Genomic DNA, 25,239 nt, shown 5'->3' with positions numbered 1-25,239 from the left:
TTTTCCATATCTTTTTGTAACGGATAATACTTTTGGTAAATCATATCTTGATTGCCAAAATCACCATCAGATTTTGCTTCAGAATTTCCCATAGCTTCTATAGATATGTTTTCACCCAAACGACCATAAACAGGTTTTTGAACATAACTATATAGACCTGGTTCTTTGCTTAAATACGTTTCTGCCAAAATTGAATTTGGGAAGTTTTTGGTAATATAAGCCAAGAATTTTTTGTTTTGCCAAATAGCTGTAAAAGGTGGATTTAAGATTACAACTTTTTCGTTTATAATGAGGTCTGAAAGCGTTTGAGCCAATTCAGGCTCGTCATTAAACATCCAATCCCAAGGCACCATTTTAAAAAGCACATCAATATCTTCGTACTCGTCACCAATTTGATGAAAAACACCTTCATCTGAAAATATCACATTTTCAAGATCAGAATAAAACGGTTTATAACCAGCTTCGTAAGCAATATCTATAATGCAATTTACATTCTCTTTGTCTTCAATATAACCAAATGAAGTTCCTAAGAATGTTGGATTGTCCTTTCCTAATAAAGGTTTAAGATTAGAAAGTGTATCCTTAATATCGTATTTAAGTGTATTAAAACTTTGTGGATTACCTTTTAACTTTTCGAGCTGTAGTGGTTGCCACAAAAGTGTTTCTGGAATGGTACTACAAGTATCTGCATTAAACTCTATAATATGACCATAATCAGATTTTAAGCCACCATTAATATCAAAACGTCCGTAAAGAAAAGGGTGCTTATTCTTGTTTTTCCAGCTATGCTCTATACAAGTATGAAAGGATAAAGGAATTCCTAATTCACTTAATTTGTTTTCTGCAATAATTTTATCGGTAGCGCGCTGAAATAAGTAAAAGGCTTCATCAGAGATACGACGTAATTGTTCAACTTCAGAACGATAAATGCCAAGTAATTCTTCTGAGAAGTAATCTTCTTCTAAGTACCAATGTAAACGATGAGGAACGTGTTTTTTTTTGAGACGTTTTATCTCTTTAAAACGACTATCCTCCAAACGATCTAAACGATTTTCCGCTGCCATATCCTCTAGATGATCTTCCAGGTACGTTAACTTTACGAGATGTTGCTGAGCTCTTTAAATCGTTTTTTAAGCCAGTAGATTTATTATAAGCTGAAGCATTTTTGTAGTTACTTTGGTTTGGTGTAACATTACGCATACTTCTGTTAAAGTAAGAAGCTGCTAAAGAATAATATAATATACCTCTTAAACCAGAATGACGACTATAAGATGACTCATCACTTTTCATTTTCTTTAAAGACAATGTATCTGTTGTGCCTTCTAAGGTATGTACTATGGCTATAGATTTATCTTTTTCGTCAATGATGCGCTCGTCAATAATTTTGTAATCATTACCTGGTTCTACTTCTTCAACCTCTGTAACAACACCTTTTGTAGATTCATAAACGGTTTCTTGAGTAGCATCTTTAATTCTTGGGCCTACATTTTCTCCGCCACAATTTTGTAGTGTAAGAGCGGCAGAAACAGCAGCTAACAAAGTTATTTTTTTAGTTAAAGCTAAACCAGTTATAATTTTTTTATTCATCTTTGACGAGTTAATTTCTTCAAACATAATCAATTTTTAATGAATAAAAAAGCACTTATCCCATTTGCCGTTTTTATTGCAGGTTTATGCTCAATTATATACGAATTACTAATAAGCACTACAGCTACTTATTTTTTGGGTGATGGTGTAAGACAGTTCTCTATCATTATTGGAGTTTATTTGTTTTCGATGGGTATTGGTGCATTTTTATCTAAGTTTTTAAAACATAAACCACTTACTTTTTTTATTAATGTAGAATATCTTCTAGGCTTTATTGGAGGAATATCTGTGCCTTTACTTTATATGCTGTTTGTGTACGTATCACCAATGGTGTTACAGATAAGTTGCTTGGCAATAATTTTTGTTATTGGGTTGCTTACAGGTATGGAAGTACCATTGCTAACTTTTGCACTTGAGGAAAGTAATATAAAGAACAATCTTTCTAATGTACTATCCTTAGATTATATTGGCGGACTTATTGCTACACTAATATTCCCTTTTATTATTCTGCCCTTTGTTGGATTGTATTATTCATCTTTAATTTTTGGAATCGTTAATATTGTTTTAGGAATTGTATTGAACTACACTTTACTTAAAAACAAAAAACGGAATAGTATTTATGGTTTTATAGCCATTATGGCATTATTAACGTTAGTGTTTTTTGGCGGGAAACTATTAAAGGTTTGGGATCAGAAAATTTATAAACGACCAATTGTGTTAAATGAGCAGACACCTTACCAGAAGATAGTAATGACCAAAACTCAAGGAGATGTTAGGTTGTATTTAAATCGTGTAATTCAGTTTTCATCTGCAGATGAGCATCGTTATCATGAATCTTTGGTGCATGTTCCTTTGGCAATGCACCACAACCCAAAGCGTGTTTTAATTCTTGGTGGTGGTGAAAATTTAGCGAGTAGAGAAGTGCTAAAGCATAACTCTGTACAACAGGTTGATGTGGTTGATATAGATAGTACCATGTTTCATTTAGCCAAACAGAACCAATACCTAAAGGATATTAACCAAAATGCTGCTACTAACAAAAAAGTGAATCTCATCGCAGAAGATGCCTTTACCTATCTGTTTAATAACACTGAAAAGTACGATGTTATCATTGCAGATTTACCAGACCCAACCAATCAGGCTCTTGCAAGATTGTATAGTAAGCAGTTTTTTTTAATGGCAAAACGCAACTTAAAGCGAGATGGTGTTTTTGTTACACAATCTGGTGAGATTTATTTCTCAAACACCGTGTTTAGCTGTATTAATAATACTTTAGAGTCGGTTTTTGAAAAGGTACAACCTTACCACACGTACATTCCTTCGTTTGGTGATTGGGGATTTATTATTGCCAGACATAATGGGACTACGAATGAAGTAAATACAAAAGCTCTACCAAACGATTTAAAGTACCTTAACGCAAATCAAGTAGAGCAAGCTTTTATTTTTCCTGATGATATTACAATTGCAGAAACCAAACAGAACACTTTAGACAACCCAATTATACTCAATTACTTTTTAGATGAATGGGCTAAATGGAAAGTGGATTTTGAGGGAGGGACTAAGTAGAAATGATATTGGTTTAAAAGGTTAGATAATATAAAAAAGGACAAGCTATAAACTTGTCCTTTTCATTTTTTTGATTGGTATTTGGTCTAATTACTAACGCTACCAGAGCCACTAATTTTAGTGTTTTTACTAGTTGGTGTGCCAGAATAGTTAACATCACCAGAGCCAGAAATTCTAACATTTAACTCTCCATTACAAACCACATCTGCATCACCAGAGCCAGCAATTTTTACAGAGACGTTAATACTATCTAAGTTTGTACCATCAAAACCACCAGAACCTGCAATCTTTGCAGTTAAGTCTTTTGTAGAACCTCTTAATTCTATATCACCAGAGCCTGCAATACTACTTTCTGTAGTGTTAGATTCTATATTAAGGTTAATATCACCAGAGCCTGCAATAGCGACTTTAAAATCGTCAGTTTTAATAGTTCCTGAATTGTCAATATCACCAGAGCCAGCTAAAGAAACTGATGAAATAGATTCATAAGGAACCGTTACAACGATAGTTTTAGTTGGTCTTATGTTAACACCATCTTTAATCTTAACGATTAGTTTACCGTCTTTTATTTTGGTAACAATGTATTCCATTAAATTAGCGTCCCCTTTTATGGTAATGTTACCTTCTTTGCCTTGTACGAGTTTAAAATCCATTGGTCCTGCAGCTTTTAAACCCTCGTAGTCACCTGTTGTTCTTGTGATTGTAGTAATGTTACCGTCACCTTTCTTTTTTTTCCATTGTGCACAAGCTGTTGATACACTTAGCATCAATGCAATTACTGTAATTGATTTTAATAATTTCATTTGTTAAAATTGTTTGTTTACTGTTCGTTTATTGATTATTAAGTTATTGTTGTTTAAAACTCACACTTCCGTATTGAGATTTAATTTTAACCAGATTACCTGAACCTTTTGAGCCATGATAACCGTTATATTTCTTATCAGTTCCATCTACTTCTTTATTAGTGAAGTTAAAATTGTCTGAGTCTCTAAGTGAAGCATATTCTAAATCTATATCAAAATCAAAATGGTAGCCACTATCATAACCTATAGTCATACCCATAAATTCTGAATTAATAGAAATACTTTGTGCTTTTGAGGCAATATGATCTATTTTTAAAGAGCCATAGTTTGCTCTAATACTTATGTTTTTATAAACATTACCTAACCTAAGAGAGAGATAGTCTCCATTGCCCTTAATGTTGTTAGCGTTTTCAATTTTTAAAGAACCATAATCGCAAACATATTCTATGTTTTCAACAACTTCAATGACAGATTTAGAGTAGTCTGCATTCAGCTTTAAATTTTCTGTTTTGGCAACAGTAAATCCACTATAATCTGCATATATTCTTCCTCCTTTTATAAATTCAAAATAGCTGTTGTTGGTATAGTCAAAGCGTATTTCGTTGTTATCTGACAGTAACTCTTTAGTGGTTATTTTACCATAGTCGCATATAATTTTTGCATTGCCTTCTAATCGATCTAAATTAATGGAACCATAGTCATTATTTAAATCTACGTTACCAGACATAGGCATTTTAACTACATAGTTAATTTCTAATTTTAGATTCATCCTTTTTCCCCAATTCCACCAATTTTTGCTATTTTTTCCTATTTTGGTAATTGCAGAAACAAAATCATTGCTTTCAGAGAATTCTACATTAATTCTATCTAATCTATCCTGAACTTTTTCTGCATTGTTACCTGTGACTTTAATAGTAATGTCAAAATCTATTTGGTTTTTATCCCAGGTTATAACTTCTAAGTTGCCATAGCTGTTATTTATTTTTAGTGTTGCGTTAGAGGAAACATTATACGATTTTTTAATGTTACGTTCCTTAGACGTCTTTCTTACTTCTAGTTTTGAATTTGCTAATGCAAAAAAGGGTACTAGTAAGAAGAGTAGTGCTATTCTATAGTGTATTTTTAGGTTCATTATTGCTGTTTTTTAGTTGTTTAATAGTTTCAATTTGTTCTAGAACTGTATTTAAAATGTCAATTCTATTCTGAAAGTTGTTAATCATGGCATAAATAACACGCTGATCGTTGTTACTTTCAGTTAAGTCGGTTTTTAATTTTCGATAGTCTTTTTCTAAGAGTTCTATTCTATTTAAAGCATCTGAGATAACTTGTTCTGTAAACGGCGAACGTTCTTTATCTAATTTTTTTAGCTCAGATTCTATAGTTGCCGTAAAGAAATCTTGTGTTTCAGACATTTCTGGTGATACACTTGCTAAATCCATAATTTCTGGTTGGCTATTAACTGTAGTAAACACACTAAAACAAATCACTAAAGAAGCTGCAATAGCTAAAAATGGTTTCCAATAAAATCTAGATGATTTTTTAGATTTAGCCGAAGCTAAACTATCACTCTCAAGTTTTGCTAAAAATCTATTTTCATGCCCATTGTTAGGTGTGTTAATATCAAATTCACCTTTAAGCTCATTAAATAAATCATCTAAAGTGTCTTTTTGCATAATCTTTACCTTTAAGCGGGTTGCATTAGTTTTTGACGTAAACTTTCTTTTGCTCTAGAAATCATTGTTCTGCAATTAGCATAAGAAATATTCATAATGTCACAGATTTCTTCATAATCATAACCTTCAATAAGATGTAAAGTCAAGCCTAAACTGTAATTTGGTTTTAAGGTTTTCATTACACGTATTATCTGTTTTACTTTATCTGTATTGTGGTCACCTTCTTCGATGCCGTTATCATCTTCAACTTTATACATTACAGTATCTAAAGGCACTTCGCTATGTTTGGTAATTTTATTATAGTGAGCAATACTATTATTCACCACAATTCGTTTTAACCATGCACCAAATAATTTAGTATCCTCTAGTGTATTTAGTTTTGTAAAAGCCGTTAAAAATGACTCTTGCATAATGTCCTCAGCTTTATAAGAATCTTTTACAATTCTTAATGCTGTGTTATACATGGCTTTGTTATATCTATTGTAAACTTCCAACTGCGCACGTTGGTTACAAGATTTACAAAGCAACAGTAACTGTTCGATATTTTGATTGGTTGATGTCAAAAAAACAATTGCTTTGGTATATAGATGAAAGGTTTTATTAAGTGTTACAGTTTTACTAAAAAAACTTTTATTTTTTATAAAGGTAATGGCATAACAATTGAATTTACACTAGTGTGAATAACTTTGAATATCTTATAATGCATTGATATTCAATATGAAGTTAATTATTAATACATTTAAACCAATGCTATTCTGCATGTTTTAATGACAGAATGGCTTAAAAATAATATGAAGAAATCAAATTTTTTAAGTCTTGACAGTTTGTCATTTCAGGATTTTGACGAAAATTCAGAATTAATTCCATTAATGACACCTGAAGATGAAGAATTAATTAATAGTGAATCGCTCCCAGAATCGTTACCAATTCTACCTTTACGAAATACTGTCTTATTTCCAGGTGTTGTTATCCCTATTACAGCAGGAAGAGACACTTCTATAAAGTTAATAAACGATGCTAATAAAGGCGGAAAAGTAATTGGTGTTGTAGCCCAAAAAGACGAATCAGTAGAAAAACCAACAGCTCAAGATATCTATAAAACAGGAACTGTAGCTAGAATTTTAAAAGTTTTAAAAATGCCAGATGGTAACACTACAGTTATCATTCAAGGAAAAAAGCGCTTTCAGGTTAATGAGGTAATTTCAGAAAAACCATATTTAACAGCAACTATTTCTGATATAGCTGAATCAAAACCAGAAAAAGGAAACGAAGAGTTTACTGCCATTATAGATTCTATAAAGGACTTATCTTTAGAAATCATTAAAGAAAGTCCAAACATACCTACCGAAGCTACTTTTGCCATTAAGAATATTGAAAGTAATTCGTTTTTGGTGAACTTTGTATCTTCTAACATGAATCTTAAAGTAGAAGAGAAGCAAGAGCTTTTAAAAATTAATGATTTAAAAGAACGTGCGCTTCAGACTTTAAAATACATGAATCTTGAATATCAAAAATTAGAATTAAAAAATGATATTCAAAACAAGGTTCAAAGCGATATGAACCAACAACAACGTGAGTATTTCTTGCATCAACAAATGAAAACCATCCAAGAAGAATTAGGTGGAGGTATGTCTTCTGGTCAAGAAATTGAAGAAATGAAAGCACGTGCTAAGGAAAAGAATTGGGATGAGAAGGTAAATGCGCATTTTGAAAAGGAATTAGCAAAGATGCAACGCATGAATCCGCAAGTGGCTGAATATTCTATTCAGCGTAATTATTTGGATTTATTCTTAGATCTACCATGGAATGAGTTTAGCGAAGATCGTTTTGATCTTAAGCATGCCATGAAAATCTTAGATCGCGATCATTTCGGTTTAGATGATGTTAAAAAGCGAATTATTGAATACTTAGCGGTATTGAAACTTCGTAACGATATGAAATCTCCAATACTTTGTTTGTATGGCCCTCCAGGTGTTGGTAAAACATCATTAGGTAAGTCTATTGCCGAAGCTCTTGGTAGAGAATACGTAAGGATTTCATTAGGTGGACTACGTGACGAAGCTGAAATTCGTGGGCATCGTAAAACTTATATTGGCGCAATGCCAGGCCGAATTATTCAGAGTTTAAAGAAAGCTGGCACATCAAATCCTGTATTTGTATTAGATGAAATAGATAAGTTGTCTGCAGGTCATCAAGGTGATCCGTCGTCTGCCATGTTAGAAGTATTAGATCCTGAGCAGAACAACGAGTTTTACGATAATTTCTTAGAAATGGGTTATGACCTTTCTAAAGTTATGTTTGTAGCTACTTCAAATAGCTTGGCAACGATTCAGCCAGCTCTAAGAGATCGTATGGAAATTATTAACGTTACGGGTTATACGATTGAAGAAAAGGTAGAAATAGCAAAGCGTCATTTACTACCTAAGCAACTAAAAGAGCATGGTTTAGATAATAAAGCACTTAAAATAGGGAAACCGCAGTTAGAAAAAATAGTTGAAGGTTATACACGAGAATCTGGTGTTAGAGGATTAGAAAAACAAATTGCGAAAATGGTGCGTTATGCTGCCAAAAATATTGCAATGGAAGAGGATTATAATGTGAAAATCTCTAATGAAGACGTTATTGAAGTATTAGGAAGTCCAAGATTAGAGCGCGATAAATATGAAAATAATAATGTTGCTGGTGTTGTAACAGGGTTGGCTTGGACAAGAGTTGGAGGAGATATTTTATTTATAGAATCTATCTTATCTAAAGGAAAAGGAAGTCTTACTATTACAGGTAACTTAGGTAAGGTAATGAAAGAATCTGCAACTATTGCTATGGAGTATATTAAAGCTAATGCAGAAAGATTTGGTATAGATCCATTAGTTTTTGACAAATATAATGTGCATATTCACGTGCCAGAAGGAGCAACTCCAAAAGATGGTCCAAGTGCAGGTGTTACTATGTTAACATCTTTAGTATCTTTATTCACTCAAAGAAAGGTGAAAAAGAGCATAGCAATGACTGGTGAAATTACACTAAGAGGGAAAGTGTTACCTGTTGGCGGAATAAAAGAAAAGATTTTAGCTGCAAAGCGTGCTAGAATTAAAGAGATATTATTGTGCGAAGACAATAAGAGAGATATTGATGAAATAAAACCAGAATATCTAAAAGGCTTAACGTTTCATTACGTAAAAGACATGAGCGATGTTTTAGATATTGCGATTACAAATCAAAAAGTAAAAAATGCGAAGAAACTATAGATTGATTCTTTCCATAATAGTAGTATTACTATCAGGAGCTTTTGCGTTTGGGCAAGAGGCAGAATTTAAAGACGTTATTTTAGATGGAAAACCAGCAAAACTTAATGTTAATACTGGAGAAATTACTCTAGTAAATCCTGAGGATAAAATTAAATCTGTAGAATTAAGTGATGCAGTTGAAAGCTCAAATAAAGCAACTAATGACTCTAGGATTTCCGATAAATATTCAGATTTTCATACTGTAAAGGAAAAGGAAACACTTTTAGATATCGCAAATCGTTACAACACAACGTTAACAGAGTTAAAGCGACTTAATAAATTAGAAACAACTTTGGTTAATGTTGGGCAAAAACTTCAGGTTAGAGCTATTACCAATTATGGAGACCAGCTTACTGATGTTGCATCAGAAAGTGGTAATGATACTATTGCTGAAAATAGTTCTAACTCAGAAAGCATTAATGATAACGCTTCAGAGTATAGTTCTAATGTTGGCACGACACAAGCTGACATTGCAGAAAATTATTCAGGACAAGTAGAGTACATAAAAAGCACAACAGATTATCATTTAGTACAAAAAGGACAAACCTTATACAGCTTGGCAAAACTTTATGAAACAACTGTTGATGAGTTAAAATATCAAAACGGATTAAATTCTAATCTTATTATAACAGGTGAAGAGTTGCGTATTGCTAATTTTGATTCACACAATTCACAAGGAGATTTATCTGTTTGGGTCGTTTCTGAAGGTGACACTTTATACAGCATTGCAAAGAATAATGGTACTACAGTAGAAGAGTTAAAGTATCTAAATGATCTTCCAGATAATCTCATAATAGTTGGTCAAAAATTAAAGTTAAAATAGAAAATAACTTTAAGCAAAAAATAAAAAAATCATATCATCGTTTTAAGATAGATTTATTTATTTTGCAAAATCTATGATAAAGAGGGTTACCCAATTCTGTTTTATACTTTTAGCATTGCCAATGTTTGCTCAATTGGGTGGTGAGTCTACTTATCAATTCCTTAATTTAGTTTCTTCACCAAGACAAGCTGCGTTAGGTGGAAAAATCATTACCAATTTTGATCATGACGTTACGGAGGCATTATACAATCCTGCGTCATTAAATTGGCAAATGCACAACCAGTTGGCAGTAAATGTATCTAGTTATTTAGGTGGTATTACTTATGGTACTGCTGCTTATGCTTATACTTGGGATAGACATGTACAAACCTTTCATTTTGGTGTGACCTATATTAATTATGGTACATTTGATGGATACGATGTTAATGGTGTGTCAACAGGAACATTTAAAGGTAATGAAGCTGCAATTTCTGCTGGCTACAATTATAATATTCCTTTTACAGATTTTTATGTAGGTGCTAATGTAAAAATAATAACGTCTTTATTAGAGCAGTACAACTCTGTTGGTGGAGCAGTAGATATAGGTTTAATGTACATTAATGAAAAGTTAGATTTTCATGCAGCATTAACAGTAAGGAATATAGGAACCCAATTCTCTACTTACGCTGGACAGAACGAACCTTTACCTTTTGAAGTTAATTTTGGAATGTCTCAAACATTAGAGAATGTGCCTATTCGTTGGCATTTAACTTTAGAGAACTTACAAAAATGGCCAATAGGTGTAGCAAATCCAGCAAGAGCAACTACAGATTTAGATGGCAATCAAACACAAGAAAAAGTAGGTTTCTTTAATAAAGCCTTACGCCATTTAATTTTGGGAGCAGAATTATGGCCAGAGCGTGGGTTTAATTTAAGGTTTGGCTATAACTTTAGACGTGCCGAAGAATTAAGAATAATTGATCAAAGAAACTTTTCAGGACTTTCTGTAGGAGTAGGTATAAGGTTAAACTCAATGCGATTTAGTTATACACATGCAAGATATACAAGTGCATCAAACACAAGCTTTTTTGGGCTTCAAATAGATTTAGATGGGAGAAGAAGAAGATAACCTTAATAAAATGAACAAAATAGTTATAGCAATTGACGGATTTTCATCTACAGGAAAAAGTACCATTGCAAAACAACTAGCTAAACAATTAAACTATATCTATGTAGATACAGGTGCTATGTATAGAGCAGTAACCTATTTTGCATTAGATAATAATTTAATAGGAGAAGGCTTTTTTCATTCAGAAAAATTAATTGATAAGCTAGATGATATTCATATAACATTTAAGTTTAATGAAGCATTAGGTTTTGCTGAGGTCTATTTAAATGGAAAAAATATTGAAAAAGCCATAAGAACACTAAAGGTTTCTAGCTATGTTAGTCCAATTGCAACCATATCTGAAGTTCGTCAAAAATTGGTAGAGCAACAGCAATTAATGGGTAAGGATAAAGGCATTGTAATGGATGGGAGAGATATTGGTACTGTTGTATTTCCAAATGCCGAATTAAAAGTGTTTATGACAGCTTCTGCTGAAACCAGAGCGCAAAGACGTTATAAAGAATTATTAGAACGCGGCCATAATCTAAGCTATGATGAAGTTCTTGAAAACGTAACAACCAGAGATCGTATAGATTCTACAAGGGAAGATTCTCCTTTGGTAAAGGCAGAAGATGCGATTGAAATCGATAATTCTAACCTCACAATAGAAGAACAATTAGAAACTTTATTAAAGTTTGCAAAAACTAAAGTATAAAAAAGCGACCATTTAGGTCGCTTTTTTATTTTGTAAATATCTCTCTAATTAAAGATTAGGAATCACTAATTCCTGATCTGGATGAATTACATCTGGGTTTTTAAGAATATCTGTATTAGCAGCAAAGATTTCTTTGTACTTCATTGCATCTCCATAATAGTGTTTTGCAATTTTCCCTAAAGTTTCACCAGAAGCAACAGTGTGTCTTGCATATACAGACTCATCAGCTACCTTAATGTCTGCCATAATATCAGCAGGTTCATCTCCACCAATTTCTTTAATCTTATCCCAAAGTAAATTTTTCTCGTATTGCGTAGCAGCAGTTCCCCAAACTTTCAATTGTCCATCCGCTTCTTCAACTCTTCCATCTTGAATGTTTAATTGCTCTCCTAAGTCTAATACGTCTTGGTATTTTGCTTTAACCATGATTGTGTGATTTTTTAAGTATTAATAGTATTGTAAATATACCAATTTATATGCCGATTTTCTGATAAGACAAGCATCAAATTCGTATTTGTATATATGACACATAAAATATGTTGCTGGTCACTTTAAAATGAAACTTTTAATATTAAATAAAGAGTTAGGAGTGCAAATAGTTTATATCTCTTTCATTTAGAGTAGCTAATAAAATAAATATTGCTTTTTGATTTAAAAAATTAAAAAATATGATTTTTTTGTTAATTGATTGAAAATGATTAATTTTGCACACCTTTTTTGGCGGATATAAGAAAGAGGAAAAGGAATTGTAAATAAAACCATAATATACTTCTGTAGGTTTTTCCGCAAAGCTTTCTAAAACTACAGAATACAAATTTTAATCAGCAATGGCTGAAAATAAAGCAAAAGATGCTGAAGTTGTAACAACTGAAGCTACTAAAGTTGAAGCTCCAGTAATCTCTGAAGCTCAAGCAAATCCAGAAAAATTCTTAAAAGAGTTCGATTGGCACAATTACGAAGAAGGAATTGAGCAAGTAGCGGACAACAAGCTTGCAGAATTTGAAAAATTAGTATCTGAAAATTTCGTAGATACTTTAGATGATGAAGTTGTAATTGGTGAAGTAATTCATATTACAGACAGAGATGCTATTATAGACATCAATGCTAAATCTGAAGGTGTAATTTCTCTTAATGAGTTCCGTTACAATCCAGATCTTAAAGTTGGTGACAAAGTAGAAGTATTAATTGATGTACGCGAAGATGCAACAGGTCAGTTAGTATTATCTCACAGAAAAGCAAGAGTAATTAAAGCTTGGGATCGTGTAAATAATGCACACGATACAGGTGAGATCGTTAATGGTTTTGTAAAATGCAGAACTAAAGGTGGTATGATCGTAGATGTATTTGGTATTGAAGCATTCTTGCCAGGTTCTCAAATCGATGTTAAGCCAATTAGAGATTACGATCAGTACGTTAATAAAACAATGGAATTCAAGGTTGTTAAGATTAACCACGAATTTAAAAACATTGTTGTTTCTCATAAAGCACTTATTGAAGCTGATATTGAGGAGCAAAAGAAAGAAATCATTGGCCAGTTAGAAAAAGGACAAGTATTAGAAGGTATTGTAAAAAATATTACTTCTTATGGTGTGTTTATAGATTTAGGTGGTGTAGATGGTTTAGTTCATATTACAGATTTATCATGGTCTCGTATCAACCATCCAAATGAGATTGTTGAGTTAGATCAGAAATTAAATGTTGTAATTCTTGACTTTGATGAAAACAAATCTAGAATTCAATTAGGTCTTAAGCAATTATCTAAGCATCCTTGGGAAGCGTTAGGTGAAGACGTAAAAGTAGGTGATAAAGTAAAAGGTAAAGTAGTTGTTATTGCAGATTACGGTGCTTTTGTAGAAGTTGAAGAAGGTGTAGAAGGATTAGTACACGTTTCTGAAATGTCTTGGTCTACGCATTTACGTTCAGCTCAAGATTTCGTAGCTGTTGGTGACGAAATTGAAGCACAAATCTTAACATTAGATAGAGAAGATCGTAAAATGTCTCTTGGTATTAAGCAATTAACACCAGATCCATGGACAGATATTACATCTAAATATCCTGTTGGTTCTAGACACACAGGTGTAGTACGCAACTTTACTAACTTTGGTGTATTTGTAGAATTAGAAGAAGGTATTGATGGATTAATCTACATCTCTGATTTATCTTGGACTAAGAAAATCAAGCACCCTTCAGAGTTCTGTAACGTAGGTGATAAATTAGAAGTTGTTGTATTAGAACTAGATGTTGAAGGACGTAAATTATCATTAGGTCATAAGCAAACAGAAGAAAATCCTTGGGATAAGTACGAAAAAGAGTTTGCTTTAGGTACATCTCATACAGCTGCTATCACAGAGGTTGTTGATAAAGGTGCAACTATTGAGTTTAATGAAGATATCGTTGCTTTCATTCCATCTCGTCACTTAGAAAAAGAAGATGGTTCTAAACTTAAGAAAGGTGAAGAAGCAGAATTTAAGATCATTGAGTTCAATAAAGAATTCAAGCGTGTAGTAGCATCTCATACAGCAGTATTTAGAGAAGAAGAAGCTAAGATCGTTAAGCAAGCTGTTAAAAAAGCAGAAGCACAAGCGGCAGAAGCTAAACCAACTTTAGGTGATGCAAACGATGCTTTACAAGCACTTAAAGATAAAATGGATGGGAAGAAATAATTCCTTTACATTATAACTGTATAAAGCCTCTTGATTTTCAAGAGGCTTTTTTTATGGTAAATTATGTGTTTGATACTCTAATATTTTACCTTAACTTTGCTAATCAATTACGTTTGGATACTACATGAGTCAAAAAGTATTACTCAATTCTAAAGAAGTCAATATAACACTGCACAGATTGGCTTGCCAACTTATTGAAAATCACGACGATTTTTCTGAAACAGTATTAATTGGCATACAGCCAAGAGGAAAATATCTTGCAGATCGTTTGGCACAAATGCTAACAGAATCTTATAAGATTAAGAACATTCAGTTAGGGCATTTAGATATTACGTTTTTTAGAGATGATTTTAGAAGAGGTGATAAACCTCTAGAAGCCAATACTACAGAGATAGATTTTATAGTAGAAGGTAAAAATGTTGTTTTTATAGATGACGTTTTATATACTGGACGTAGTATAAGATCTGCATTAACAGCAGTACAATCATTTGGAAGACCCAAAAATATTGAGTTATTAACCTTAATAGACAGGCGTTTTAGTCGTCATTTACCAATTCAGCCCAATTATAAAGGAAGGCAAGTAGATGCTATCGATCATCAAAAGGTAAAAGTGAATTGGATTGAGAATGGAGGAGAAGATGCAGTATATTTAATTGATAAGTAAAAAGCGTAAGGTTAGTACAATAGCAAAGAATAATGCTTTAGCAATAGCCTAAAGCCAAATAATAAGTAAATGAGTGAGCTAAGTGTTAAGCACTTATTAGGAATAAAATATCTTACAAAACAAGATATAGAATTGATTTTTGAAACCGCAGATCAATTTAAAGAGGTAATTAATAGGCCAATTAAAAAGGTTCCCTCTCTAAGAGATATTACCATAGCCAACTTATTTTTTGAAAATTCTACACGTACCAAATTATCCTTTGAGCTTGCTGAAAAAAGACTTTCGGCTGATGTCATTAACTTTTCTGCATCACAGTCTTCAGTAAAAAAAGGAGAAACACTTATAGATACAGTTAACAATATACTATCTATGAAAGTAGATATGGTAGTAATGCGTCATCCTAATCCAGGAGCAGGTGTGTTTTTATCAAAACACGTTAATGCAAGTATTATTAATGCTGGTGATGGAGCACACGAACACCCTACACAAGCTTTATTAGATTCTTATTCAATAAGAGAGAAGTTAGGCACTGTAAAAGGGAAGAATGTAGTTATTGTTGGAGATATATTACATAGTAGAGTAGCGCTTTCTAATATCTATGCATTACAATTACAAGGTGCAAATGTTATGGTTTGCGGACCAAAAACACTTCTTCCAAAATATATCAAAGAGCTTGGAGTAAAGGTTGAAACAAACCTTCGTAAAGCATTAGAATGGTGTGATGTAGCAAATATGCTTAGAGTTCAGAATGAGCGTATGGATATAAGTTATTTTCCAACAACAAGAGAGTACACCCAACAATTTGGAGTTAACAAAGAATTATTAGATAGTTTAGATAAGGAGATTGTAATAATGCACCCAGGACCAATAAATAGAGGTGTAGAAATTACAAGTGATGTAGCAGATTCTAAACAAGCCATAATTTTAGATCAGGTAGAAAATGGTGTTGCTGTAAGAATGGCCGTAATATATCTTTTAGCTTCTAAAATAAAACAATAAGCTATGATTGTAGATAGAGATGGAAATATTACAATAATAACTCAAGAAAAAGCTTCTATAACGACTTTAGTGAATGCTATTGAGCAAGCTTATGATACGTATAAAAACGATCATTTAATTGTTAATTTAACGAGTTTAGACAAAATTAATTTAGAAGATATTATTGAATTTCTTCGATTAAGTAATAACCATCGTAGCGATAATAAATCTTTTGTTATTGTTACAGATAAGGTCGATTTAGATCAAATGCCAGATGAAATAGTAGTGGTGCCTACTATACAAGAAGCCTACGATATTATTGAAATGGAAGAGATTGAACGCGATTTAGGCTTTTAATCAATATTTAGCTGTTGTGCTTTTAGTCGGTAAAGTTGAATTGAAAGTAACAACTAAACGACAAATTTATGAAACTAACCATACTCGGCTGCCATAGCGCTACACCACGCACTAATACCAACCCAACATCTCAGGTTTTAGAAATTAAGAACCATATGTTTTTAATTGACTGTGGTGAAGGTACACAAGTAGAATTAAGACGTAATAAGGTAAAGTTTTCTAGAATTAAGCGTGTATTTATTTCTCATCTTCATGGAGATCATTATTTCGGTTTAATCGGTTTAGTAAGTACGTTTCAATTATTAACCAGAGAAACTGAGCTTCATATTTATGGCCCTAAAGGAATTAAAGACATTATTTTACTTCAGCTTAAGCTTTCAGAATCTTGGACTAGTTATTCGTTAGTTTTTCATGAGTTAACTTCAAAAAAATCTGAATTAATTTTTGAAGATGATAAAGTAGAAGTTTATACCATTCCTCTAAAGCATAGAGTATATACCAACGGATTTTTATTCAAGGAAAAAGAAAACGAACGTAAGCTAGATATAAATGCTGTTTTAAACGCTAATATTAATGTAGCTTACTATAGAAAATTAAAGCAAGGAGCAGATGTAGAAAATGAAGATGGAGTATTAATAGATAATGCTTTAGTTACAAAAGATCCTTTACCACCCAAAAGTTATGCATTTTGTAGTGATACCGTTTATAATGAAGACATTATTCCTATTATAAAGAATGCAACAGTTCTTTACCACGAATCTACCTTTTTAGATAAGAATGAAGACCTTTGTAAACGTACTAAGCATAGCACAGCAAGGCATGCTGCAATAATTGCTAAAAAATCTAATGTAGAAAACTTAATACTTGGGCACTTTTCCACACGTTACAATGGTTACGAAGAATTTGAAAACGAAGCTAAAGAAGAATTTAATAATGTACTTTTAGCAAAAGACGGTAGGTCATTTGAGTTTTAGTTAAATTCTTTTAGCTGTTGCACCCAATTAACAGCCTCTTCTAAGCTGCGTGAACGCTTTATAGGTATTGAAGCCATTTCTTTTTCGATATTAGCATTTATAATAGTACTACTTCTGTAGCTTACTATAGATGCTGCTATTAAAATACTATCATCTTTGTCAAAATAGGACCAAAGCACTGGGTCTATAGAATATGAATTAATACGGTTAGAAATGTAAGCTATAGTTTTATGATTTCCGAAATAGTTTCTAAGAGAGCCTAGAAGTATACTTAACTTATCCCAATTAAAATGTACTCCTTCGTTTACTTCAAGAATAAAAAAGTCGTCACATATATAATAAACACCAAAATCTAGAGTAATTTTTTTATAACTCAATGATTTTGAAAAGGATGATTCTTCAAAGTGCATGTTAGGGTATAAATAGGTTAAGTTTATCAAATCTACACTTTTTTTGATAGAAACAAAATATTGATTTAACTTCGTAAAATCATGGAAAAAGACCTAAGCGATTACAGAAAATCTTACGAAAAAGGAGAGTTATTATTAACCAATGTACCAGACAATCCAATTGAATTATTCAGAGATTGGTTTGTAGAAGTAGATACGCATTTTAATGTAGATGAGGCTAATGCTATGACAGTTTCTACAATAGGATTAGATGGTTACCCAAAGAGTAGAGTAGTGCTTCTTAAGAAGTATACCTTTGAAGGTTTTATATTCTACACAAATTATAATAGTGAAAAAGGTAAAGCTATAGAAGCTAACCCAAATGTTTGCTTATCTTTTTTTTGGCACTCTGCAGAACGACAAATAATTATTAAAGGAAAAGCTGAAAAAATTGCTGAGAATTTAAGTGATGGTTATTTTGAATCTCGTCCTCGTGGCAGTCAGCTTGGAGCCATAGCGTCTAATCAAAGCGAAATCTTAGAAGATAGAAAAACATTAGAAGATAAATTAAAAGCATTAGAGCTAGAGTATAATGATGGTAAGGATATTTTAAGGCCTCAACATTGGGGAGGATATATGGTAAGACCAATAGAAATTGAGTTTTGGCAAGGAAGACCTAACCGATTGCACGATAGAATTCGGTATAAATTACAAGAAGATTACAACTGGAAAATAGACCGATTATCTCCTTAATTTTTAAATTTATATTTACGATAAAACACCTTTTTTAACGTTTAAATTCACTTTTTTCACCTTCAAACTTGCACTTTGTCGATGTTTTACAATAAAAATCGACAAAACACACGTTTTTAATCGATTTTAACTTTTTTTTAACAATTAAGCAAAAGTAGGCTGTTAAATTAGTAATCCCAAACCTAAATTTAACCTACTTATGAAAGCTATAAAGCTATTGCCTTTACTGGCTATTGTTGCCCTCTTAGGCTTATCATCTTGCACAACAGACAGTGTAGCTAAGGATGAAATTAATTCTATAGACGTACCTGTTGCGCCACAAGCAAAACAGATTGAAATTGAAATAATGGAGCTTATTAATGCTCATAGAATTACAGAAGGTCTAAATCCTTTAAACGATCATAATACTGTTAAAGCTGTAGCTTATACACATACAGACTATATGATAGAGGTAAATAATGTTTCTCACGATAATTTTTTTCAGAGAAAACAAAGTTTACAAACAAATGCGAGTGCTAATATTGTGTCAGAAAATGTAGCATACGGATTTAGTTCAGCAGAATCGGTAGTTAATGCTTGGTTAAACAGTCCAAGCCATAAAGAAAATATTGAAGGCGATTATACAGATTTTGACATCTCAGCCGAACAAAACAATGAAGGAAAGTGGTATTTTACTAATATCTTCATTAAGCGTTAAACCGCACTAAAAGTTGATTAATAGCGAAAAAAAGCTGTCTCATCATAAATTGTGACAGCTTTTTTAATTTATAAATTAATATAGATAACTACTAACGAGTTATTCTTTATTCGGGTAATAACTTAAATCTGGTCTTATATTAGCTTCTAACTGATCGTATTTGGTGGTGAGTTTAATGACATTCCAAAATACAGCTTTTTTATCATCACCTAAAATTTCATCATTTTCTTCACCACCTTTGACAATTTCTAATTCGCTTTCACCAGCTATAGAAACCATATAGTAGCTCTCTTCACTACCAAATCCACTATGATAGACACTATAACCATTTTTTACACCTTTTGTTTCAAACAAATTTTTAACATCAGTCATGGCTTTTTTCATTTCTTTAGCATCTTTAGGTGAATAATATAAAAAGTGATATTCTCTTTCGTTTTTATCTTTAGTTGAATACCCTTCTGGCATATAAGATAGTTTGGGTATATAATGTACAATTTCATCACCATGAGAGTCATAACAACTATCCATTTCTTCAAACATTTCTCCCATTTCTTCTTTTCCCATTTTTTCTGCTAAGTCTGCCATAGGGTTTGTGTCTAATTCAGCCATATTCTTAATTGGTGATACATATACATAGCGACCGTCTTCAATACTTATAGCTGTCCAGCTCATATTTTCAATATCATTTTCCTCGCAACTCTTTTTTAATTTAAGAGCTAACTCTTCGTATTTAGGCATCATTTCAAACTTTACATTGTCTGTATGAACAACAAACATGGTTGGTTGAGCGTCTTCTTCTTTTTCTTTGTCTTGTGAGTTTGCAAAATTGAAAGTAAAAGCTATAATAAATAAGCTTAATAATCCCGTTTTAAAATTTTTCATAATTAATTGTTTTAATTGGTTAGTAAAAATGTTTAATAGCAAGTACCAACTAGGTTAATCAACTCATGAATAAAAAGGGACGTGTTATTACTATAATTTTTCTGTAATAGGTAGATTTACAGATAATTAAGTTACTAAAAATTTTGATTTGGGATTAATACTACAAATCAGTTTTGTAGTAAATACAATATTAATAGATGAAAAATTAAAGTAAATAAATAGGGTTTTTAAACAAAAAAGCTAAACATATTACCTCCATATTTTTTTGAGTGCGAATAATGATCTAAATGGCTTAAATCGGTATGTTTAGAATGTTCTATAATTAAAAGACCGTCTTCTTCTAATAGGTTATTTTGAAATATTAATTCTGGGATTTTAGAGAATAAATCTATATCGAAGTTGTAAGGTGGATCAGCAAAAATTATGGTGTGTTTTTGTCTGAAATTTTCTAAAAATTTAAAGACATCACTTTTTATGGTATTAATAGGCATTTCAAATGAAGCTGCAGTATCATTAATAAATTTTATACAACCATAATGATCATCTACTGCGGTAATGTGTTCTGTACCTCTCGATGCAAATTCGTAACAGATGTTTCCGGTACCTGAGAATAAATCTAATACAGAAATGTCATCAAAATAATATTGATTATTTAAAATATTAAACAAAGCCTCCTTTGCCATGTCTGTAGTAGGACGAACGGGTAGTTTATTAGGTGCTACAATTTTTCTGCCTTTATATGTGCCTGAGATAATACGCATTAAAACGAATTTAAAATCAAATAATGATGGTGAAGATTTAAAGCTTTTGCACGTTCTGAAAAATGATATGTAAAATTAATATCAATAAGTTCTACATGTCTTATGTAGGTATAAAGTAAGTCGTAAAGGGTATCGTTTTTTTCTATACAACCACTTAAGTAGATAATGCTAGTTTCTACATCCAAGTTTAATTGTTCAAAAACAAACAGTACATAATAGATAAAATCCTCTTTACTGTAATAATCAAAAACATTAAATAATTGTAATTGTCCTTTTTCTACGACCATAATTTCTATCGTAGAGCTATTAACATGAAGATATACTTGAGTATTATTAGTCGTTTTTACCTTTTGTAAAACCGTATCTATTAAAATTGTTGATGAATGTCTATAGGTAAACTCACCAAAGGTTTCAAAGATGTAATTATTAATATTTACATATGGAATATAGAGGTTAACGCTATGGTTTACCACAAGTTCATCATGCGCAATAAAATCGGTCTTTAAAATCTTTGTATTAAATTTTAAATAATCAGCTTTCTGATTTTCATCATACAGATCTTTTGGTACTAGAGTAGATAATTCATTTTGATGAATAACAGCAACTGTATTAAAATCATCATTATAAAAGATAGCATTTGTACTCAACTCATTTTTTAAACTATTAAGCACTTCAAAAGGGGAAAGTTTATTTGCAAACAAAATACTATTAAGGTATTCAATAGTATTAGTAGTTCTGTTTAATATGCAAAAAGAAAGCCCATTCAAATTAACTTGAATGGACAGCTCTTTAATGTTATTATTATTCAAAATTTATTCCTTAGTTGAAAGATCTTTACCCCAATTTCCGCTTGTGTTTACTTCTTCCATAGAACCAATTTTTACAGATTCACCTTTAACACCAGCAATAGAAACTGCTTGTTTTTCTTTTTCTACAAGATATTTTTCTTGGTCATCTAATATTATAGCTTTATCTACACTAGCTTCAAAAACAGGGATTTGGTCTAATTTACCAGCTTCTAATTTGAATTTAGCGCCAGATTTACCAACACCAACATCATCCATAGTTTTAAAACGGTTGTTACCTTTAAAGATTGAGTCTTTTACAGTATAATAACTTAAGGTGTCAATAAGTGTAATGGTTTTCATGGTTTCTACACCACCAAAAGCACGAGTTCTCTCTTCATCTAATACTAAAGTATCTCTTCTTTGAGTAATAGGAACTTTTCCGTTTTCAACAAAATCGATAAGCTTATCAAAGCTACCAGCATATTCACCGTTAACTTCTTTATATGCTAATTGAGAATCTCTAATGTCTACCAAACGATCAATTACAACTTTATAGCGCTCTACTTTTAATTTGTTGAATTTTATCTCATCATATACAGAGTTAAATGTTATATATCCAAGAAAAATAATAAGTCCCCAAAGTACTATATTGATTAATGGTTTTATTTTTCTAGGAACAAATTTGTCAATTAACCATACAATAGCAATGGTTGAAATTATAATGGCTACAATAGCAATAATTATGTTTAACATTTTATTTTTTTATTAATTAGGTCTCACGCAAATCTACAATTTTTTTTTATTGCTTAAAACTATCTAAATAAAAAATAAACTTCAATTTATAATAATGTTATCTTGCCATTTATTTATTTCTATATGGTTACTAATGCATCAGCATTTTACTCACTTTTAAAATCTAAGTTTCCTTTTGAGCCAACATCTAAACAAGATATGGTGCTCATGCAATTGTCACAGTTTATTTTTAATAAATCATCTAATTCTATCTATCTATTAAAAGGGTATGCAGGTACTGGTAAAACAAGTATTATAGGTACAATTGTTAATAATTTATGGCATGCTAAAAAGAGTGCTGTACTATTGGCACCAACAGGAAGAGCTGCTAAAGTCATTTCTAACTATTCTAAAAAGGAAGCCTTTACAATACATAAAAAAATATATTTCCCTAAAAAGGACAAAGGAGGAGGAGTAAAGTTTGTAATGCAGCCCAATAAACATAGAAACACCATTTTTATTGTTGATGAAGCTTCAATGGTACCAGATGTACCTTCAGATTCTAAGCTTTTTGAAAACGGATCACTTTTAGATGATTTAATGCAGTATGTATATTCTGGCCATCAGTGTAAATTATTGTTAATAGGAGATAAAGCACAATTACCACCTGTAAAGTCAGATTTAAGTCCAGCTTTAAATGCAGATAAGCTTGGTTTAAACTATAATAAAGATGTAACTGGTTTAGAACTAGATGAAGTTGTAAGGCAAGAACAAAATTCAGGAATTTTAGAAAACGCAACAGAACTTAGAGCAACGCTAGAAACAGGATTTTATGAAAGTTTTAAATTTAATGTAGCTCCTTTTAAAGATATTGTAAGATTAATTGATGGTCATGAAATTATGGATGCCATTAATGATGCCTATAGTAATGAAGGTTATGAAGAAACTGCTATTATAGTTCGTAGTAATAAGCGCGCTAATCTATATAATAAACAAATACGAGAACGCATCTTATTTAATGAAAGTGAATTATCTGCAGGCGATTATCTCATGGTAGTTAAGAACAATTATTTTTGGATTAAGCCTACAACTGAAGCCGGATTTATTGCAAACGGAGATATTATTGAAGTTTTAGAGATTTTTAATATTAAAGAGTTATACGGCTTTAAGTTTGCCGAAGTTAAAGTTAAAATGGTAGATTATCCTCGTATGCGACCTTTTGAAACCGTTTTGCTTTTAGATACAATAAATGCGGAAAGTGCTTCTTTAAGTTACGATGATTCTAATAGATTATATCAAGAAGTTGCTAAAGATTATGTCAATGAGAAATCTAATTACAAACGATTTTTAGGTGTTAAGAACAATAAGTATTTTAATGCCTTACAAGTTAAATTTTCTTATGCTATTACTTGTCATAAATCCCAAGGCGGACAATGGAATACCATTTTTATAGAGCAACCTTACTTGCCAAATGGTATGGACAAAGATTATTTACGTTGGTTATATACAGCTGTAACTCGCGCAAAAGAAAAATTATACCTTATCGGTTTTAAAGATGAAATGTTTGTAGAAAAGAACGCAGATTAAAACAGAAAACTTTATTTTTGATTTTATCTAAATTAGATACATGAAAATTATATCCATGATTCCTGCACGTTATAGTGCATCTCGTTTTCCTGGCAAATTAATGCAAAATTTAGCCGGAAAATCAGTAATTCTAAGAACTTATGAAGCTACTGTAGCTACAAAACTCTTTAGTGAGGTATATGTAGTTACAGACAGTAAAATTATTTATGATGAAATAGTTAACCATGGCGGTAAAGCTATAATGAGCAAAAAAGAGCACGAGTCTGGTAGTGATAGAATTGCTGAAGCTGTTGCAGATATAGATTGTGATATTGTAGTAAATGTGCAAGGAGACGAACCATTTACCGAGCGCGAAAGTTTGCATAAAGTCTTAGAAGTTTTTAAGGACGATGTAGATAAAAAAATAGATTTAGCGTCTCTAATGGTAGAAATAACAGATTGGGATGAAATTAATAATCCAAATACGGTGAAGGTTATTGTAGATCAAGATAATTTTGCGCTGTATTTTTCAAGAAGTCCAATTCCATTTCCTAGAGATAAAGAAGCTGGAGCACGTTACTTTAAACATAAAGGGATTTATGCCTTTAGAAAAGAAGCATTACTAGATTTCACTGTGCTACCAATGCAATTTATTGAAGCAACAGAAAAAATAGAATGCATTCGCTATTTAGAATATGGGAAGAAAATTAAAATGGTAGAAACCCAAGTGCAAGGAGTAGAAATTGATACACCAGAAGATTTAGAAAGAGCTAAAAAATTGTGGAAATAGATTATAAAGACATAAAAGTCATAGGCTTTGATGCAGATGATACGCTTTGGGTAAATGAAACCTATTTTAGAGAGGCTGAAGAACAAGTCGGTTTATTATTGTCTCATTATGAGACGCCTAATAAAATAGATCAAGAGCTTTTTAAAATGGAGATGAAAAACCTATCTATTTATGGTTATGGTGTAAAAGGTTTTGTATTGTCTATGATAGAGCTTGCAATAGAATTATCTAATGGTAAAGTTTCAAACGACATTATAGGTAAAATATTGAATATCGGAAAAGATATGATAAATAAACCTATCGAACTACTTGATGGAGTAGAAGATGTTTTAAAAACTTTATCAAAGAATTATAAATTAATTGTAGCTACAAAAGGAGATTTGTTAGATCAAGAGAGAAAACTAGAAAAATCTGGTTTGTTACAATACTTTCATCACATTGAAGTTTTAAGTGAAAAACAAGAAACAAATTATGAAAAATTATTAAACCATTTAGATATTAATCCTTCAGAATTTTTAATGATAGGTAATTCGTTAAAATCAGATGTTTTACCTCTAATTAATATAGGATCTAAAGCAATACATGTGCCATTTCATACTACATGGCAGCACGAAAAAGTAAACGAAAATGAGACTAACGGTTTAGAATATAAAACTGTTAATAATCTAAATGAAATTTTAAATTTTATAAAAACTAAATAAACTAAG

At 31.5% G+C, this 25,239-nt stretch carries 27 protein-coding genes; 15 read left to right on the top strand and 12 right to left on the bottom strand.

Annotated features, from left to right (window positions below):
- Both N4A42_RS07460 and N4A42_RS07455 read right to left on the bottom strand, forming a co-directional pair.
- A partial coding sequence (locus N4A42_RS07460) for a glutathionylspermidine synthase family protein (RefSeq protein ID WP_294072136.1) occupies window positions 1–1,064 on the bottom strand: 1,064 nt, incomplete at its 3' end.
- Window positions 1,027–1,587: a hypothetical protein gene (locus N4A42_RS07455; RefSeq protein WP_294072134.1), complete on the bottom strand. Its 561-nt coding sequence runs from the start codon at window positions 1,585–1,587 to the stop codon at window positions 1,027–1,029. The genes N4A42_RS07460 and N4A42_RS07455, both read right to left, overlap by 38 nt.
- Window positions 1,588–1,626: 39 nt before the next feature.
- Here N4A42_RS07455 and N4A42_RS07450 point away from each other — a divergent pair, with 39 nt between their 5' ends.
- Window positions 1,627–3,153 carry a polyamine aminopropyltransferase gene (locus tag N4A42_RS07450; RefSeq protein ID WP_294072132.1) on the top strand — a complete coding sequence of 509 codons (1,527 nt, stop codon included), beginning with the start codon at window positions 1,627–1,629 and terminating at the stop codon, window positions 3,151–3,153.
- Between the two features lie 86 nt (window positions 3,154–3,239).
- On the opposite strand, the gene N4A42_RS07445 is transcribed toward N4A42_RS07450, so the two are convergent.
- Genes N4A42_RS07445 through N4A42_RS07430 form a run of 4 tightly spaced genes read right to left on the bottom strand, consistent with a single transcriptional unit; the run spans window position 3,240 to window position 6,192 of the window.
- Window positions 3,240–3,956, bottom strand: coding sequence for a head GIN domain-containing protein (locus N4A42_RS07445; protein WP_294072129.1), 717 nt, complete (start codon window positions 3,954–3,956; stop codon window positions 3,240–3,242).
- 43 nt (window positions 3,957–3,999) lie between these two features.
- Entirely contained in the window at window positions 4,000–5,088 is a 1,089-nt protein-coding gene (locus tag N4A42_RS07440) for a hypothetical protein (protein ID WP_294072128.1), read from the bottom strand.
- On the bottom strand, window positions 5,066–5,629 hold the full coding sequence (locus tag N4A42_RS07435; RefSeq protein WP_294072127.1) for a hypothetical protein: 564 nt from the start codon (window positions 5,627–5,629) through the stop codon (window positions 5,066–5,068). Before N4A42_RS07435 ends, N4A42_RS07440 begins: the two co-directional genes overlap by 23 nt.
- Before the next feature lie 11 nt (window positions 5,630–5,640).
- Entirely contained in the window at window positions 5,641–6,192 is a 552-nt protein-coding gene (locus N4A42_RS07430; RefSeq protein ID WP_294072123.1) for a sigma-70 family RNA polymerase sigma factor, read from the bottom strand.
- A gap of 228 nt (window positions 6,193–6,420) precedes the next feature.
- Between N4A42_RS07430 and lon the strand changes: the two genes are divergently transcribed.
- From lon to cmk, 4 genes are all read left to right on the top strand, one after another.
- Window positions 6,421–8,874 carry an endopeptidase La gene (gene lon, locus N4A42_RS07425; RefSeq protein WP_294072120.1) on the top strand — a complete coding sequence of 818 codons (2,454 nt, stop codon included), beginning with the start codon at window positions 6,421–6,423 and terminating at the stop codon, window positions 8,872–8,874.
- The gene (locus N4A42_RS07420; RefSeq protein ID WP_294072117.1) at window positions 8,858–9,736 is read left to right on the top strand and encodes a LysM peptidoglycan-binding domain-containing protein; all 879 of its coding nucleotides are present in this window, start codon (window positions 8,858–8,860) and stop codon (window positions 9,734–9,736) included. Before lon ends, N4A42_RS07420 begins: the two co-directional genes overlap by 17 nt.
- 73 nt (window positions 9,737–9,809) lie before the next feature.
- Complete coding sequence (gene porQ / locus N4A42_RS07415) at window positions 9,810–10,844, top strand: type IX secretion system protein PorQ (RefSeq protein ID WP_294072114.1); 1,035 nt, start codon at window positions 9,810–9,812, stop codon at window positions 10,842–10,844.
- Between the two features lie 10 nt (window positions 10,845–10,854).
- Window positions 10,855–11,538: a (d)CMP kinase gene (gene cmk / locus N4A42_RS07410; protein ID WP_294072139.1), complete on the top strand. Its 684-nt coding sequence runs from the start codon at window positions 10,855–10,857 to the stop codon at window positions 11,536–11,538.
- A gap of 48 nt (window positions 11,539–11,586) precedes the next feature.
- On the opposite strand, the gene N4A42_RS07405 is transcribed toward cmk, so the two are convergent.
- Entirely contained in the window at window positions 11,587–11,964 is a 378-nt protein-coding gene (locus N4A42_RS07405) for a LysM peptidoglycan-binding domain-containing protein (protein ID WP_294072111.1), read from the bottom strand.
- Window positions 11,965–12,365: 401 nt separating this feature from the next.
- Between N4A42_RS07405 and rpsA the strand changes: the two genes are divergently transcribed.
- The 5 genes from rpsA to N4A42_RS07380 all read left to right on the top strand — a co-directional run bounded on the left by rpsA (window position 12,366) and on the right by N4A42_RS07380 (window position 17,174).
- Window positions 12,366–14,201 carry a 30S ribosomal protein S1 gene (rpsA, locus tag N4A42_RS07400; RefSeq protein ID WP_294072108.1) on the top strand — a complete coding sequence of 612 codons (1,836 nt, stop codon included), beginning with the start codon at window positions 12,366–12,368 and terminating at the stop codon, window positions 14,199–14,201.
- 124 nt (window positions 14,202–14,325) lie between these two features.
- A complete protein-coding gene (gene pyrR, locus N4A42_RS07395) occupies window positions 14,326–14,865 on the top strand; it encodes a bifunctional pyr operon transcriptional regulator/uracil phosphoribosyltransferase PyrR (protein WP_294072105.1) in 540 nt (179 codons plus the stop codon).
- A gap of 69 nt (window positions 14,866–14,934) precedes the next feature.
- Window positions 14,935–15,864, top strand: a complete 930-nt coding sequence (locus tag N4A42_RS07390) for an aspartate carbamoyltransferase catalytic subunit (protein ID WP_294072103.1) — start codon at window positions 14,935–14,937, stop codon at window positions 15,862–15,864.
- Between the two features lie 3 nt (window positions 15,865–15,867).
- Window positions 15,868–16,200 carry a ribonuclease Z gene (locus N4A42_RS07385; protein ID WP_294072098.1) on the top strand — a complete coding sequence of 111 codons (333 nt, stop codon included), beginning with the start codon at window positions 15,868–15,870 and terminating at the stop codon, window positions 16,198–16,200.
- Window positions 16,201–16,268: 68 nt separating this feature from the next.
- On the top strand, window positions 16,269–17,174 hold the full coding sequence (locus N4A42_RS07380; protein ID WP_294072095.1) for a ribonuclease Z: 906 nt from the start codon (window positions 16,269–16,271) through the stop codon (window positions 17,172–17,174).
- Here the strand turns inward: N4A42_RS07380 and N4A42_RS07375 are convergent.
- Complete coding sequence (locus tag N4A42_RS07375) at window positions 17,171–17,614, bottom strand: hypothetical protein (RefSeq protein ID WP_294072090.1); 444 nt, start codon at window positions 17,612–17,614, stop codon at window positions 17,171–17,173. The genes N4A42_RS07380 and N4A42_RS07375 overlap by 4 nt on opposite strands.
- Before the next feature lie 51 nt (window positions 17,615–17,665).
- Between N4A42_RS07375 and pdxH the strand changes: the two genes are divergently transcribed.
- Both pdxH and N4A42_RS07365 read left to right on the top strand, forming a co-directional pair.
- Window positions 17,666–18,316 carry a pyridoxamine 5'-phosphate oxidase gene (pdxH, locus tag N4A42_RS07370; protein ID WP_294072087.1) on the top strand — a complete coding sequence of 217 codons (651 nt, stop codon included), beginning with the start codon at window positions 17,666–17,668 and terminating at the stop codon, window positions 18,314–18,316.
- Between the two features lie 199 nt (window positions 18,317–18,515).
- Window positions 18,516–19,013 (top strand): CAP domain-containing protein, encoded by a 498-nt coding sequence (locus N4A42_RS07365; RefSeq protein WP_294072084.1) that lies wholly within the window; start codon window positions 18,516–18,518, stop codon window positions 19,011–19,013.
- Between the two features lie 99 nt (window positions 19,014–19,112).
- On the opposite strand, the gene N4A42_RS07360 is transcribed toward N4A42_RS07365, so the two are convergent.
- From N4A42_RS07360 to N4A42_RS07345, 4 genes are all read right to left on the bottom strand, one after another.
- Window positions 19,113–19,895: a hypothetical protein gene (locus N4A42_RS07360; protein WP_294072081.1), complete on the bottom strand. Its 783-nt coding sequence runs from the start codon at window positions 19,893–19,895 to the stop codon at window positions 19,113–19,115.
- A 227-nt stretch (window positions 19,896–20,122) separates the two neighbouring features.
- Window positions 20,123–20,656 carry an RsmD family RNA methyltransferase gene (locus N4A42_RS07355; RefSeq protein ID WP_294072079.1) on the bottom strand — a complete coding sequence of 178 codons (534 nt, stop codon included), beginning with the start codon at window positions 20,654–20,656 and terminating at the stop codon, window positions 20,123–20,125.
- A complete protein-coding gene (locus tag N4A42_RS07350; RefSeq protein WP_294072076.1) occupies window positions 20,656–21,465 on the bottom strand; it encodes a DUF3822 family protein in 810 nt (269 codons plus the stop codon). Before N4A42_RS07350 ends, N4A42_RS07355 begins: the two co-directional genes overlap by 1 nt.
- A gap of 3 nt (window positions 21,466–21,468) precedes the next feature.
- On the bottom strand, window positions 21,469–22,197 hold the full coding sequence (locus N4A42_RS07345; protein WP_294072073.1) for a hypothetical protein: 729 nt from the start codon (window positions 22,195–22,197) through the stop codon (window positions 21,469–21,471).
- Window positions 22,198–22,320: 123 nt separating this feature from the next.
- On the opposite strand from N4A42_RS07345, the gene N4A42_RS07340 reads away from it, so the two are divergent.
- Genes N4A42_RS07340 through N4A42_RS07330 form a run of 3 tightly spaced genes read left to right on the top strand, consistent with a single transcriptional unit; the run spans window position 22,321 to window position 25,233 of the window.
- Window positions 22,321–23,763, top strand: a complete 1,443-nt coding sequence (locus N4A42_RS07340) for an AAA family ATPase (RefSeq protein WP_294072070.1) — start codon at window positions 22,321–22,323, stop codon at window positions 23,761–23,763.
- Between the two features lie 40 nt (window positions 23,764–23,803).
- The gene (gene kdsB / locus N4A42_RS07335) at window positions 23,804–24,532 is read left to right on the top strand and encodes a 3-deoxy-manno-octulosonate cytidylyltransferase (protein WP_294072067.1); all 729 of its coding nucleotides are present in this window, start codon (window positions 23,804–23,806) and stop codon (window positions 24,530–24,532) included.
- Entirely contained in the window at window positions 24,523–25,233 is a 711-nt protein-coding gene (locus N4A42_RS07330) for an HAD family hydrolase (RefSeq protein WP_294072064.1), read from the top strand. The genes kdsB and N4A42_RS07330 overlap by 10 nt, the downstream gene beginning before the upstream one ends.
- Window positions 25,234–25,239 lie beyond the last annotated feature (6 nt).

The sequence above is a fragment of the Winogradskyella sp. genome, from assembly GCF_025210595.1.
Lineage (GTDB): Bacteria > Bacteroidota > Bacteroidia > Flavobacteriales > Flavobacteriaceae > Winogradskyella.
Note: the sequence above shows the minus strand (reverse complement) of the source record. Positions and strands in the feature narration are given on the sequence as shown.